Origin of the sequence: Vibrio sp. B1REV9 (assembly GCF_905175395.2) — a bacterium.
Classification (GTDB): domain Bacteria; phylum Pseudomonadota; class Gammaproteobacteria; order Enterobacterales; family Vibrionaceae; genus Vibrio; species Vibrio alfacsensis.
Genome location: NZ_CAJIMW020000221.1, coordinates 202,727 through 215,713, shown reverse-complemented (window position 1 = coordinate 215,713; position 12,987 = coordinate 202,727). Strand labels below are relative to the sequence as shown.

The following is a 12,987-nucleotide window of genomic DNA, read 5'->3' as shown; positions in this document are numbered from 1 at the left end:
ACACCTTAATTGGGCGTTATACCGCAATCAGTCATCTAACCTTTTCATGGCTTTACGGTAAACATCGCTACGTTCGCGCTTTCCAACTGCTAGGACGGTTACAATGATGACATCATCTTCAACTTTGTAGACGAGACGGTAGCCTGATTGACGCAATTTAATTTTATACATGTTGTCAGCTCCAGAAAGTTTTGAAGCCGGAACATGTGGGTTATCTAAGCGCTCGATTAGCTTTTTCTTAAATTGTTGTTGCAGAGTAGAACCAAGCTTTTTCCACTCTTTGAGGGCGCTCTTTTTAAAGTCGAGTTTATAGGTCATCAATATTTACCGAAATGCTCTCTTCAGATTCACGCTCTTTAGCGATAGCGAGTAGTTCAAGATCTTCGAGTCTGTCCATCATCATTTCGTACGCTTCGGCAGGTACGCAATAAAATGCTGGTTCATTTCGGTTTAATACAGCAACAGGTTCGCCGTAAGCACTAGTTGCAACTTTCATAGGGTTAGCTTTCAACTCAGTAATGCTTGCAGCAACATCGGCTAAAATTCTAGTGGTCATATAATCGGTCTCTTAAGTGGTCTTTATGTTGGTCATTTTAGCCTCAACCAAGCGGTATAACAAGTTGCTTAAGAGTGATTCGCAACGCGTGGCATTTTTACTATGCGTCGGTTTATGTGTTTAAGGTATTATGCGGAGGCTAAGGTATTGCGTTGCTCACACCTTAGCAAGGCGTTAGTACGGGTTTGACATTAAAGGTCACAAGTTCTGGTGTTTATCTGTTTTGGCGCTCGCCTTTACACCTTTCAGTTTGTACGTCTCACGTTCTTTCCGGTGGCACTATATGTGGAGTGTTCGCTTTGATTTGATCGTTTACCGTTTCTAACACTTAGCCTATTTCTTTGGTGCTTCTTCTCTTTCGTGGCTTTTACTAAGTCAGAATTGTCTTTCTTTAGTGTTGCCGTCGAAGTGCGAGGAACGAATCCTTTCCTAATTTGAAGTCAGTAAAAGTAGGGGAGCTCAATGCGTTTTTCTTCTAGCCAACTCTCGTCTCTCAACCGAGTTTAAGTTTTGTAGCTGCCCGTCTCACTTCAGTGTTCAAAGCCTTTCATATTATGCCAGTTTTCAATATCTTGGAGCGCATAAATAGACGTAGAGCATGTACTAACAAATTGCTTAAGAGTGATTCGTAACGCGTGGCATTTTTACTATGCGGTGGCTTATGTGATTAAGGCGCTGTGCGGTAGCTTTTGTATTGCGTTACTCACACCTTAGCAAGGCGTTATGGCTTAGGAGAAAAAATGGCATTTGTATTAGCAAATACAGCAACTAAAAATCAGGCACTCTATGCATTTGAACCAAGTCTTTCATTAGAAAGTGTCGAGTTTAAGACTGTTCGTCTTGAACATGTACATTATGATCATGATGGCAATATATTGGTTGACTCGGATACCCTAAAGGAGTTTGAAGTTTTAGGCATTCCGGTATTCGAAAGGAAGTCATCTGCTAAACAGTTTTTGGTGGGTTTAAATTTGGTAGGTAAGGCAAAGTATGTTGGTGTGCGTTACAAGCGTGCCTTTGAGCATCAATATACAGATCTTGGCTTATTCTCAAGTTGGACGGAACTAAATCGCTAAACGTGAGCTTCACCATAACAAAGCGTTTAAGACGGATTCCCAACGCTCGGCATTTTTGCTTCTACTTCAAATTTAGTGTTTACGGTGCAATGTTTTAAGTGCAGTGGTAGCGTTGCTCACCACTTAACGCGGCGTTAGGCATTAATCGTTAGATTATCAAATTTAGCTGATACAATACCCTTAATTTTCAAAGTAGCAGAGTTTGTGAGTATGGACATTGAAAAGTTAACTCGAAAAGAATTGATTGAGTTAAATAACCGAATCGTAGCTCGCTTGGAACGCCTAGATGAACTTGAAATTCAGGCCAAAAGGCAACAGTTCATACTTGGTTCTCCAGCGGAGTTTGTTGATGATAAAGGCATAGTTCATGTCTGTGTTGTGGTTAAGTTCAATAAAAAGACAATATCAGTGTCAACTGTAAATGGTGAACGTTGGAACATTCCAGCAGATCGGCTGCGCCCGTTGGCAAATGCCTAACAATCTGTTTAAGAGTGATTCGCAACGCTTGGCATTTTTACTATGCGTTGCGTTTGGTGTTTAAGGTGGTATGCAGGAGCTTCGGTATTGCGTTGCTCACACCTTAACAGGGCGTTATAGCGCAGAGGTATTTTTAGAGTGAGGGTATCCGATGAAGCGTGATATGGAATTGATCCGAAAGTTACTAATGTCAATCGAAGAACTGGAAAACCCAAGTTCTAGTGCAATTAGTATCGACGGTTATGAGGAGCGTGTAGTTAATTATCATTTATATTTGCTTATTCAAGCAGATTTACTCAATGGTAACTTTGATTTTGAAGGAGGAGGAAATCTTTCAATTCCTGATTATGTCCGGATCTATCGAGTAACTTGGAGTGGTCATGAGTTTATTGATAATGTACGAAGTGAGGATGTTTGGAATACTCTAAAATCAGAGTTTAAAGAGGTTAGTTTTTCGTCACTTACAAATATAAGTAAGCAGTTGGTAGAAGGTTTTGCCAAGAAAAAAATCGAATCATTACTACTTTAGACACCACGCTATAACAAACAATTCAAGAGTGATTCCGCACGCGTGGCATTTTTACTATGCGTTAGGTTTAATGGTTAATGTGTTATGCGGAAGCATCGGTATTGCGTGCCTCACACCTTAATTGGGCGTTAGCTTACAACTCTACGGAGATACAATTGAGTAAAATAAAAACAAGAATAGATTTTAAACCTCAAGTTCCTGAAATATTGTACAAGCAAGCAGGTGCTAGGTGTTCGGTACCTCGATGTTCGAACCCTACAATGGGACCATTTTATGATCTAGATGGTGCTGTAAATATGGGCGTAGCTTGTCATATATATAGTGCTTCAGAAAATGGTCCTAGAGGTTGGGGCGGTAAAGACGCGGATTTCATTAGCAGCGAGAAGAATGGATTATGGTGCTGTCAGTATCACGCAGCATTGATAGATAAAAAAAATGGTAGAGATTATCCGGCTAGTACGTTATTCGCATGGAAAGAATTAATTGAAGCGCGAACAAGAAAATTAATGAATGATACACCATCTCCTCTAGGCTGGATTGAATCAATAGCAATAGATAAATTTGCTTCTGACAAAGGGATCTCTCCGAATATTGAACTATCTAGATGGAGCTTAATTTGGGGTAAAAATGGAGTTGGTAAAACGGCTTTACTCGAGTTTGCAGCATCTATATCTAATGCTAAGTACGCCGAACGTTTTTCCGGGAATCAGAATTCAATTTTTGAAACAAACGTAAAATACTCGACCGTAGACTCTTTTAATAAAAACTTGACATTAAGTATAGTGAACGGTGACTTTAAGAGACTAGAAAATGGGGTTGAATGCTTGTTACCTCCAGGGGACTTAGAGGTAATATATTGTGATGTAGGTGATCTCCGTGCGCATGAACATGAAGATCATATAGACGTTATGCAAAGAGTGTTAAATGTTGACAAAGCAGCACTCATGTCGCTGTGTTCTATTGGTACTAAAACACTTATACCCGGCGAAATAAAGTTTGAGCCCGGAGTTGTTGAGGACGAGGATGATTGGGATTACGAAAATGATACTTATGTGACCAAGCCTCGACTGAAACTGAATGAAGAGCCATTTTATGAACTATATTTTAAGCGTAAGAACTCATCTCTAGATAGATTTGCTTCCTTCGAGCAACTATCTACAAGTGAACGCGCAAAACTAATCTTGGACTTACAAATTACAAAAGCTCGGGAAATAGCAAAACAGCGATTAACCCTACTATTGGTTGAGGGGCTTGCGGTGAACTTTGATAAAGTTAGCTTTAGATCACTTCTTAATGCTTTAGAAAACGAGAACTTTCAGGCAATAGTTTCAATTCCTCCTTTTTTAGACGGTGAGATTATTGATAAAAAACAATCGACAGTGTGTCTTCAAGATCATGATTATTTAAGATCGTGGAGTCTGCGAGTTATAAGCTAACAATCTGTTTAAGAGTGATTCGCAACGCGTGGCATTTTTACTATGCGTTGCGTTTAATGTTTAAGGTGGTATGCGGGAGCTTCGGTATTGCGTTGCTCACACCTTAACAGGGCGTTATGCCTTTTTTGGAGATATTAAATGAGTAGTCATTACGAACAACCTTTTCTAGATAAAAAAGGTTTTACATGTCCGCATTGCGGTGCTTATTCAGCTATGGGTTGGGAGTGGCTTAGAAATCACTATGATTCATTGCCTTTAAAGCGTGCTTCTTGTCATAAATGCAAACAGTTTTCAATTTGGCGTGTTTCAGATGGTGAGAGTCGCATGGTTGACCCTATTATCGTTTCAGCTCCGCTTCCTAGTGAAGACTTGCCTGAATCTTGTCGTAAGGATTATCAAGAGGCTAGAGAAATTGCGGATAAATCTCCTCGTGGCGCTGCAGCTCTATTGCGTCTATGTATTCAAAAACTCTGTAAAGAGCTTGGTGGAAAAGGAAAGAACATTAATGATGATATTGCGGAGTTGGTGAAAAATGGGTTACCCGTAAAAATCCAGCAAGCGCTCGATGTTGTTAGAGTTGTGGGCAATAACGCTGTACATCCTGGCGAAATATCGCTAGAAGACCACCCGCAAGTTGTGACAGCTTTATTCAATCTGATCAATATGATTGTTGATAATCAAATTACGCAACCTAAGCAGGTCGCGGAACTTTTTGCCTTCTTACCTGAGGGCGCAAAAAGTGCGGTAGAAAAGCGAGACACCAAGGCTTAGTATCAAGTTTGAAGTGCGACACTTTCTACAGATGCGCATGAATATACTCCGTTGGTGTCCTATACCCAAGTCTTTTGCGTGGGCGCGTATTTAATTTGTGTGCAATTTCATTACAGAGCTTCTGTGTCACGTGTGACATAGAAGTTCGTTTTGGTAAGTATTGTCGTATCAAGCCATTGGTGTTTTCATTAGTGCCTCGTTCCCATGAGTGGTATGGATTTGCAAAGTAAAACAGACAGTTATGATGTTTTTCTAGTTGTGCGTAACCATGAAATTCAGTGCCGTTATCCGCAGTTATCGTCTTAAAAGGTAAGTCAGAGCGGGTCATGATTTTGCTCATTCTTACGTTGAGCGACTCGCTTGTTCTATCGTCCATTTGCCCGATAAAAGTGTAGCCAGTCATTCTGTCGACTAAAGTCACGATACAGTGCTTGGTTCCGCGGCCAACGACGGTATCAATTTCCCAGTGACCAGGCTCTTTTCGATGCTCAGCTTTTGCTGGTCTTTCGGTAATATGACGCTTTGCTGCCAGCCGACCTCGGCTGTCTTTTGAGTTATACCTTTTACGCCTTTTCTTAGTTGATTGGCGTAGGTGTTTCCATAGGGTTCCACCGAGAGTTTTGTCGTTCCAAATATGCTGATAAATGAGCTCGTGACTCATTGTTGGATAGCCTCTTACCCTTAGGTATCCGACGATTTGGTCAGGGCTCCAATCCAGTCGTAGCAAGGCCTCAGGTAACCTGAAGTCGATTTCGCTGTAACGCTTATTTCTCCGCGATTGGCTCAGCTGGTTGCGAGCCATTTGTTGGGCTCTCCATGCCTGATAGGAGTACCTTTTAAAGTGTCTGTTGTATCGGGAGTTGCGTTCAATTTCTCGATAGATAGTGGCTTTGTGACGCCCCAGTTGTTTAGCTATTTTAGCGGTACTAATTCCTTGCTTTCTGAGCGCAGAAATCATATACCTTTCGTTCTCAGTGAGGTGCGTGTATTTCATGTTTTTTACTTCTTGGCGGGAGCAAACTTCATGATTATCGCATCTCACTGTTTTTATGTTCAGAGGTGTCGCACTTCGTACTTGAATCCAAGTGTACTAACAAATTGCTTAAGAGTGATTCGTAACGCGTGGCATTTTTACTTTGCGGTGGCTTATGGTGATTAAGGCGCTGTGCGGTAGCTTTTGTATTGCGTTACTCACACCTTAGCAAGGCGTTATATCCTTGGAGCAGATAATGCAGAAACAAAGAGTTAGTGCTCTAATACTTAATCGCAAGAACGCAGAAATTCTCCTCATTAAACGCTTTAAAGAGGGACGAAATTACTGGGTTTTTCCCGGTGGTGGAGTAGAGCCAGAAGAACTACTTGAGCAAGCAATCGTACGAGAGGTTTTTGAAGAAACCAGTCTGCGAATCGACAACTATCAAGAAATATTTTCAGTCGTTAACCGTGGACGAAAGGAGCATTTCTATCTCGTAAATGTTCAGTTTTTTGAGCCTAAATTGTCATTGCATAGCCCAGAGCGTCAAACTCAAAGCAGCAGTAACCGCTATGAGCTTACTTGGGTAAAGCTTAATGATCTAAGTAAGTTAGATCTTGTGCCGGTTGAAGCAAAGGAAATAGTAAATTCACTGGCATCTCAAGCACGGATATAACAAACAATTTAAGAGTGATTCAGCACGCTTGGCATTTTTGGTTTGGGTTAAGTTTAGTGTTTACGGTGGTCAAATTTAGTGTCGTGGTCGCGTGCTTCACACCTTAATTGGGCGTTAGGCATCAAGGAGGATGGATGAATCGTCGAGAGAACAAATACCTCATAGCATCTTCAGCGTGTTGCTTTTTGGCAGCATTAGCTCATTTGGGATGTATTGTGTTTGGAGCTGACTGGTATCGAATGTTTGGGGCCGGAGAAGCGATGGCACAAATGGCGGAGCAAGGGCTTTGGTACCCTACACTGGTCACGCTCACAATAGCAGCAATTTTGTGTTTTTGGGGTATTTTTGCGTTAGCTGGGGCGGGCGTAATAAAGAAACTTCCATTTACGCGTTCCATTTTAGTAGTGATAACAAGTGTTTTTATCCTCAGAGCATTTTCATTCCCAGTACTAATGCCAAGCTTTCCAGATAATACCTTAACTTTTTGGCTGACAAGTTCAGGTATCTGTTTGTTAATAGGTAGTTTGTTTGCAGTGGGTACAAAGCAAGAATGGTCGAGGCTCACTCAGGCAAATGCCTAACAAACTGCTCAAGAGGGATTCGCAACGCGTGGCATTTTCACTATGCGTTGATTTTAGTGATTAAGGTGGTTTGCGGTGGTTTCGGTATTGCGTTGCTCACCCCTTAGCAGGGCGTTATGTTGCAATCGGCTCTAGCACACATTATCGTAGCTAAAATTAACTATAAATCAGGATATTGCGCTTATGTACCAGTTGCGATGTACAAAGAAAGTACAAGACGCATTAGGCTTGAAACCAGCAGACCTAACTGAAGTTCAAGATGAAAACTTCACCATAGGTAATTGGTATGTAAACCTTTTTACAGCAGACCGTAGAAAGTGTCTGGTTTTCATGGAAGAGCAAACCTTAATGTCGTTTATATTGGTAGGTTATCGAAAAGAGCATGCAAAAGACATTGGAAAAATCTTTAAAAATGGTGTCTTGCAATTACTTGAGCTAGAGGGCTTTCCCACTGAAATTATCGAAGCTTATGAGAAAGCACCAGAAAATGTACTTTTTACTAAGACAGCAAGTAAAAAGTTGCTAGGTAACATGAACGATGTTTTGGGTGGCTATGAGCACTTTATTTACATGGATGGTGGGTTAAAGCATTGTGATTTCACTGATGCAATGTTGCGTATAAATCGAACGCCACAAAGAACTTTGGAGTGGAAGTATCCGATAGAGTCTCTACATCAGCTCTTTGGAACGGCAACATAACAAACAATTTAAGAGCGATTCCCCACGCTTGGCATTTTTGGTTTGGGTCAAGTTCAGTGTTTACGGCGTCCAATTTTAATGTCGTGGTAGCGTGGCTCACACCTTAATTGGGCGTTATGTGTTTAATTTGAGTTCAGTATATGAATCATGAGTTTTATGAGCACTTGATTGAGAGTGATGAATTTTGTTTGTATATGGGGCGTTTAACTTTATTGGTTTCAAAACTTGAATCTAGATTGAAAGAAATAATTATTGCCTCAGAGGTTAAAGTTAGAATCAAGTTAGATAAACCGACATTAGGTCCTTTAATCGGTTGCTGCAAAGAACACCAACTTGTGAATAAAGACGTCGTTTTTTTTGTTGGGTTACATATTGGAACGTCGCAATTACGTAGTTCACAATTTGTACCCATTGTTCGATGGTAAAATTGAACCGACCCTTTTACCAAATGACAATCTGGTTTCAGAAGATGCAGAATATCTTTTTGCTAAGTGTGTTCGAGAGTTGTCGGAAGAGGTGAAAGAAACTCTTAAAATGTTAAACACATAACAAACTGTTTAAGAGTGATTCGCAACGCGTGGCATTTTTACTATGCGTTGCGTTTAGTGTTTAAGGTGGTATGCAGTGGCATCGGTATTGCGTTGCTCACACCTTAACAGGGCGTTAGGCAACTTTTTCGAGGTAGGTATTTGAAAGGTAGTAAAAGATTAGTGCTTGAGCTATTGCTTGTCGCAATTATTTGCGTTTTAGCCGTATTTTGGATATTTGAGCCCGATGGGAACTTTGAACCAATTATTGTACTGATTGGGGCGCTTGTGTCTTTAATTGCATTGATAACCTCTTTTTATGTAAAGAAAAAGAAGCAAGACTTCGTGATCGAGGAGCAGCTAAAACCTAGCCAACTTCACTTTATTAACCAGTTGATTGAGCTTAAATCTAGTGTGTACGCGTCTGCCAGAAAACAATGGGATACTGGTATTACAAGTGAAATGCGAGGTGGAAATAGTGAAGTGATGTCTTTCTATGAAGACACTTGGTTACAGTTAGCTGCTAACTTCCCAATTGAGCATTTTGGAAATACAACTCACGCAGAATATTTAGACAAGTATGTATCTGAACGTTATGAAGCCCATTATCAAGCGGCAAATCAAAACGGTTATGGCGAGGGCTCTATGGCATTTGTTATCGTAACTGCTGACGTGATGAAAGATCTCGACTCACAAATTGTTGAGCTAGTCTCGATTGTTTCGTCATCTACGGATTCTTTTGATTACGGCAAATGGGTACAGCGGTGGGCATCAGTTGCCTAACAAACTGTTTAAGAGTGATTCGCAACGCGTGGCATTTTTACTATGCGTTGGTTTAATTGATTAAGGTGGCATGCGGTGGCTTCGGTATTGCGTTGCTCACACCTTAACAGGGCGTTATGTGCTTTGGTGGAAATGAATATGGAAATCACAATCAGGCTTATCGAAACAGAAAGCATTGAGGACAAGAGTATATTCGAGACTTTGTTTAGAGAGTATCTATCTGGATTCTCAGTTGAACTAGACCTCTCAGTAATTGCTCAGCTATTTGCGTTGCCTTATTTCCACGGATTTATCAGTTTTGTCGACAATAAGCCTGCTGGTTTTGCGGTTTGCTTTGAATCGTTCTCAACTTATCGTGCGCAAAGAGTGATGAATATTCATGACTTTATGGTGTTGGACAACTTTCGTGGTAAAGGTGTTGGCAAGGCACAACTGAATGGTATCGAACAGTATTGTCGTGATAATGATTACCTCAAAATCACATTAGAGGTCGGTGATGATAATGTTTCAGCTAAAAAGCTTTACAGTTCATTGGACTACGAAGATTACAGAGTAGTTTTGAAAGGGCAGCAACATTGGCAAAAGTACCTCAATTAGCACGCACATAACAAACTGTTCAAGAGGGATTCGCAACGCGTGGCATTTTTACTATGCGTTGGTTTTAGTGTTTAAGGCGGTATGCGGCGGCATCGGCATTGCGTTGCTCACCCCTTAACAGGGCGTTAGTTGTTTTAAGAGGAAGTATTGAATGCGGTGGATATCTGCTTATAGTCGTTTGTTCAGTATGTTGGATAAAACAGGTTCACCCGCTTACCACAGCGGGTCAGCCTTCATTAAGGTCGTTCAACAGTTTGACCTTGGCTTGCCAGGTTATTCGCTCTACATTGAAGAACGAAACAGGCTGAAACAGAGTACGACTCGTCGAGATTTTTACTGGGACATTCTCAAAAATCTCGATGAATCAACACGATTCGAAGTATTTCGTACCTTTATAGATATTGTCGAGCCACATTGTCCAACTGAAGCTCAAGATCTTCGATCATATATGTTTGGTAACGGTAACCCTGTTCCCAAGGCTACTATTCCAAACCATCAGTGGAGTTCTGATAAACTCAATTCGACACTGTCTAAAATTGACAATGCAATAGATACGGCAAACTACAACAATGCAATGACTTTGGCATATACGTGTCTGGAGGGGTTGTATAAATCCTATGTTCAGAAACATGTTCCAGCTAGCAGCAATGTCACTGACTTAATACCGTTGTCCAAGTTGGTTCGCACAGACATTGATTCAAAGCTCTCAGCAGTAGGTAGTTATCCAGTTCAAATGGTGACAAGTATTTCTACACTTACCAGTGCAATTGCAAACTCTAGAAACAGCTTTAGTGATTCACACTTTGATCATGATGCTAATAAATGGTTAGCTATCTATAGTCGAGATTTGGTTAACTCTATTGGACGTTTGTTATTGCACTTTCTGTGAGCCAAACAACTAACAAACTGTTTAAGAGTGATTCGCAACGCGTGGCATTTTTACTATGCGTTGCGTTTAGTGTTTAAGGTGGTATGCGGCGGCTCTTGTATTGCGTTGCTCACACCTTAACAGGGCGTTATGTGTATTTAGAAGAACAAGGAAAGTTCACATGAAAAATATTGCGATGGGCGTGGTCGTAAGAGATGGAAAAGTTCTTATCCAAAAGCGCTTCAGGCGAGGGCAAGGAATGGTATTTGAATTCCCAGGCGGTTCTATTGACCCTGGTGAGTCAGGTAATCAAGCAGCAGTTAGAGAGCTGTGGGAAGAAACGGGACTGCAAGGTTTAAAGCGACTCGGTAGTCATCAAGCTAAAAATGATTTTGGTGGTGAAATTCATTATGTTGTTTTACGTGCGGGTAATGATACTGAGCCTCAGATGATTGATGAAGTTAGGCAGCAAACTTTCTTTTGGCTTGAGCCAAGTGCTATTCCACTTGGTGATTTTTATCGAGCTGATATCGAATTTATAGAGAATCACTTAAGCCAATACACATAACAAACGCTTCAAGACGGATTCGCAACGCGTGGCACTTTTATCATGCGTTGATTTTAGTGATTTAGGTGGAATGCGGAAACATCGTATTGCGTTGCTCACCACTTAAGCGGGCGTTATGTGCCTAGAACACGAGGTAAATTCCAATGGATTTAGAACAAATGCGGCTTGATGACGAGCTTGAAATGAAAAGAATATTGGAATCCAAGCAAGAAGAAATAGATGATTTTATTAAGTATTGTAAAGCCTTGGGCGTAAATTTAGTTCAAGAAAATTTCAGTTACTCATATAGAGTGGGGCTAACAGCAAACTCACAGGGTATAGTTCAACGCCTTTACCCTGAACTGATAGTTGATAAGGATGGTTTAATCGACTTCGACTTAATGAGAAGTCAAGGTTTGTATTCTTTTCGTCATGTGGGTTATTTATTTGGCTCTAAGTTCACAATTCTAGCCTCACCTTTGTATCGTAGAGGTTTCCACCCAGACTCTAACTGGGACTCAGGTTTTTTAAAAGAGTTCTGGTTTTACGGTAATGAATCATCCAAATGCTATATAGCATTGGACTTAGATAGGGTTCGACTCCCTAATGATAAATCGATATTTTTTGAGAAAGATTATTGGTTTGGACCTAAATTTTCGGATGACATAGCCTCTATCAGCGACGGTGTCACAAGGCATGTTGTGCCATTGGATATCAATACTGCACAAAGGTTATTTGTGTTTAATGATGCTTATTCGATTGAGGTTAAGTGGGACACTAATGGGAACAAAAAAAACTGTCAACTAATTGAGTTCCGCGAGGAAACAATGGTTGTTGAAACTGGTGTAGGAAAACTGCATCCAGCAAAGTACTTACATGCGGAGTTTGACTTAAATAAAAATGTATTCACTCATTTTGACGGTGCAATACAATTATTTGATACGCAAGAGTACTTCCAAGTTCGTGATTGCTTTTTTACCAATATTAGAAATGCAGAGAATCAAGTTAAAGGAAAGTATCATAAGTTATTCAAAATAAACGATATGCTTCCCATTGGTGATTGGGCTGAGTTTGTTGGGTTATTCTGTAGCCATAACCCATTAATCTATGAGTACTTTACAGGTGAACTACCTGAGTTTATGAAAAATAAACTTGAGAAAGTCAGAAGTATAGGCACTTAGTATCAAGTTTAAAGTGCGACACTATCTATAGAAGCGCATGAATATACTTCGTTGGTGTACCATACCCAAGTCTTTTTCGTGGGCGCGTATTTAATTTGTGTGCAATTTCATTACAGAGCTTCTGTGTCACGTGTGATATAGAAGTTCGTTTTGGTAAGTATTGTCGTATTAAGCCATTGGTGTTGTCATTACTTCCTCGCTCCCATGAGTGGTATGGGTTTGCAAAGTAAAACAGACGGTTATGATGTTTTTCTAGTTGTGTATAACCATGGAATTCAGTGCCGTTATCCGCAGTTATCGTCTTAAAAGGTAAGTCAGAGCGGGTCATGATTTTGCTCATTCTTACGTTGAGCGACTCGCTTGTTCTGTCGTCCATTTGCCCAATAAAAGAGTAGCCAGTCATTCTGTCGACTAAAGTCACGACACAGTGCTTGGTTCTCATGTTTTTTACTTCTTGGCGTGAGCAAAGTTCATGATTATCGCATCTCACTGTTTTTATGTTTAGAGGTGTCGTACTGCGTACTTAAATCCAGGGAGAGAATCAACGTCTAATTAGTGAGCTTCTACACAGATACATCAACTTTTTTAATTTGAATAACCATTCATTGATCTAGTCCTAGAATTTAAAATTAAAAGCGCGCGCATAATTTCCGTTTGGAGTGGCGAAAGGAAGCCAAAAGGAATCGCTCTTTAATTTCGTGGCACCTTAC

The 12,987-nt window shown here is 40.5% G+C and carries 16 protein-coding genes and 1 pseudogene; 13 read left to right on the top strand and 4 right to left on the bottom strand.

Annotation, left to right across the window (positions count from 1 at the left end; translation table 11 throughout):
* Positions 1–27: 27 nt before the first annotated feature.
* Positions 28–318 carry a type II toxin-antitoxin system RelE family toxin gene (locus KHN78_RS01130; protein ID WP_005377002.1) on the bottom strand — a complete coding sequence of 97 codons (291 nt, stop codon included), beginning with the start codon at positions 316–318 and terminating at the stop codon, positions 28–30.
* A complete protein-coding gene (locus KHN78_RS01125; RefSeq protein ID WP_005377003.1) occupies positions 308–556 on the bottom strand; it encodes a type II toxin-antitoxin system Phd/YefM family antitoxin in 249 nt (82 codons plus the stop codon). The genes KHN78_RS01130 and KHN78_RS01125 overlap by 11 nt, the downstream gene beginning before the upstream one ends.
* A gap of 740 nt (positions 557–1,296) precedes the next feature.
* On the opposite strand from KHN78_RS01125, the gene KHN78_RS01110 reads away from it, so the two are divergent.
* From KHN78_RS01110 to KHN78_RS01075, 5 genes are all read left to right on the top strand, one after another.
* Positions 1,297–1,632 carry a hypothetical protein gene (locus KHN78_RS01110; protein WP_069490580.1) on the top strand — a complete coding sequence of 112 codons (336 nt, stop codon included), beginning with the start codon at positions 1,297–1,299 and terminating at the stop codon, positions 1,630–1,632.
* A gap of 210 nt (positions 1,633–1,842) precedes the next feature.
* Positions 1,843–2,109 (top strand): hypothetical protein, encoded by a 267-nt coding sequence (locus KHN78_RS01105; protein WP_223917749.1) that lies wholly within the window; start codon positions 1,843–1,845, stop codon positions 2,107–2,109.
* Positions 2,110–2,260: 151 nt separating this feature from the next.
* On the top strand, positions 2,261–2,638 hold the full coding sequence (locus KHN78_RS01095) for a DUF2513 domain-containing protein (RefSeq protein WP_223917748.1): 378 nt from the start codon (positions 2,261–2,263) through the stop codon (positions 2,636–2,638).
* A gap of 155 nt (positions 2,639–2,793) precedes the next feature.
* Positions 2,794–4,074 (top strand): hypothetical protein, encoded by a 1,281-nt coding sequence (locus KHN78_RS01085; RefSeq protein ID WP_155399305.1) that lies wholly within the window; start codon positions 2,794–2,796, stop codon positions 4,072–4,074.
* Between the two features lie 138 nt (positions 4,075–4,212).
* Entirely contained in the window at positions 4,213–4,845 is a 633-nt protein-coding gene (locus tag KHN78_RS01075; protein ID WP_072604793.1) for a DUF4145 domain-containing protein, read from the top strand.
* Positions 4,846–4,870: 25 nt separating this feature from the next.
* Here the strand turns inward: KHN78_RS01075 and KHN78_RS01070 are convergent, their stop codons facing one another.
* On the bottom strand, positions 4,871–5,839 hold the full coding sequence (locus tag KHN78_RS01070; RefSeq protein ID WP_211919396.1) for an IS30-like element ISVa6 family transposase: 969 nt from the start codon (positions 5,837–5,839) through the stop codon (positions 4,871–4,873).
* A 235-nt stretch (positions 5,840–6,074) separates the two neighbouring features.
* On the opposite strand from KHN78_RS01070, the gene KHN78_RS01060 reads away from it, so the two are divergent.
* From KHN78_RS01060 to KHN78_RS00995, 8 genes are all read left to right on the top strand, one after another.
* Entirely contained in the window at positions 6,075–6,494 is a 420-nt protein-coding gene (locus KHN78_RS01060) for an NUDIX domain-containing protein (protein WP_031813941.1), read from the top strand.
* A gap of 134 nt (positions 6,495–6,628) precedes the next feature.
* Complete coding sequence (locus tag KHN78_RS01050) at positions 6,629–7,075, top strand: hypothetical protein (protein WP_211919394.1); 447 nt, start codon at positions 6,629–6,631, stop codon at positions 7,073–7,075.
* Positions 7,076–7,258: 183 nt separating this feature from the next.
* On the top strand, positions 7,259–7,774 hold the full coding sequence (locus tag KHN78_RS01040) for a DUF6933 domain-containing protein (RefSeq protein ID WP_138955697.1): 516 nt from the start codon (positions 7,259–7,261) through the stop codon (positions 7,772–7,774).
* A 689-nt stretch (positions 7,775–8,463) separates the two neighbouring features.
* On the top strand, positions 8,464–9,084 hold the full coding sequence (locus KHN78_RS01030) for a hypothetical protein (protein WP_211919392.1): 621 nt from the start codon (positions 8,464–8,466) through the stop codon (positions 9,082–9,084).
* 138 nt (positions 9,085–9,222) lie between these two features.
* The gene (locus tag KHN78_RS01025; RefSeq protein ID WP_211919390.1) at positions 9,223–9,681 is read left to right on the top strand and encodes a GNAT family N-acetyltransferase; all 459 of its coding nucleotides are present in this window, start codon (positions 9,223–9,225) and stop codon (positions 9,679–9,681) included.
* Between the two features lie 151 nt (positions 9,682–9,832).
* The gene (locus KHN78_RS01015) at positions 9,833–10,570 is read left to right on the top strand and encodes a hypothetical protein (protein WP_211919388.1); all 738 of its coding nucleotides are present in this window, start codon (positions 9,833–9,835) and stop codon (positions 10,568–10,570) included.
* A gap of 160 nt (positions 10,571–10,730) precedes the next feature.
* Entirely contained in the window at positions 10,731–11,117 is a 387-nt protein-coding gene (locus tag KHN78_RS01005; protein ID WP_010648800.1) for an NUDIX hydrolase, read from the top strand.
* A gap of 143 nt (positions 11,118–11,260) precedes the next feature.
* Positions 11,261–12,277 (top strand): hypothetical protein, encoded by a 1,017-nt coding sequence (locus tag KHN78_RS00995; protein ID WP_211919386.1) that lies wholly within the window; start codon positions 11,261–11,263, stop codon positions 12,275–12,277.
* A gap of 25 nt (positions 12,278–12,302) precedes the next feature.
* On the opposite strand, the pseudogene KHN78_RS00990 reads toward KHN78_RS00995, so the two are convergent.
* Positions 12,303–12,713, bottom strand: a pseudogene (locus KHN78_RS00990) (IS30 family transposase); the annotation flags it as partial.
* Positions 12,714–12,987: the final 274 nt, after the last annotated feature.

Bases quoted from the DNA above. Each gene is read 5' to 3' on its own strand.
- KHN78_RS01040 (WP_138955697.1), top strand. From the start codon at position 7,259: ATGTACCAGTTGCGATGTACAAAGAAAGTACAAGACGCATTAGGCTTG.
- KHN78_RS00995 (WP_211919386.1), top strand. From the start codon at position 11,261: ATGGATTTAGAACAAATGCGGCTTGATGACGAGCTTGAAATGAAAAGA.
- KHN78_RS01075 (WP_072604793.1), top strand. From the start codon at position 4,213: ATGAGTAGTCATTACGAACAACCTTTTCTAGATAAAAAAGGTTTTACA.
- KHN78_RS01005 (WP_010648800.1), top strand. From the start codon at position 10,731: ATGAAAAATATTGCGATGGGCGTGGTCGTAAGAGATGGAAAAGTTCTT.
- KHN78_RS01025 (WP_211919390.1), top strand. From the start codon at position 9,223: ATGGAAATCACAATCAGGCTTATCGAAACAGAAAGCATTGAGGACAAG.
- KHN78_RS01125 (WP_005377003.1), bottom strand. From the start codon at position 556: ATGACCACTAGAATTTTAGCCGATGTTGCTGCAAGCATTACTGAGTTG.
- KHN78_RS01105 (WP_223917749.1), top strand. From the start codon at position 1,843: ATGGACATTGAAAAGTTAACTCGAAAAGAATTGATTGAGTTAAATAAC.
- KHN78_RS01070 (WP_211919396.1), bottom strand. From the start codon at position 5,839: ATGAAATACACGCACCTCACTGAGAACGAAAGGTATATGATTTCTGCG.
- KHN78_RS01095 (WP_223917748.1), top strand. From the start codon at position 2,261: ATGAAGCGTGATATGGAATTGATCCGAAAGTTACTAATGTCAATCGAA.
- KHN78_RS01050 (WP_211919394.1), top strand. From the start codon at position 6,629: ATGAATCGTCGAGAGAACAAATACCTCATAGCATCTTCAGCGTGTTGC.
- KHN78_RS01060 (WP_031813941.1), top strand. From the start codon at position 6,075: ATGCAGAAACAAAGAGTTAGTGCTCTAATACTTAATCGCAAGAACGCA.
- KHN78_RS01110 (WP_069490580.1), top strand. From the start codon at position 1,297: ATGGCATTTGTATTAGCAAATACAGCAACTAAAAATCAGGCACTCTAT.
- KHN78_RS01015 (WP_211919388.1), top strand. From the start codon at position 9,833: ATGCGGTGGATATCTGCTTATAGTCGTTTGTTCAGTATGTTGGATAAA.
- KHN78_RS01130 (WP_005377002.1), bottom strand. From the start codon at position 318: ATGACCTATAAACTCGACTTTAAAAAGAGCGCCCTCAAAGAGTGGAAA.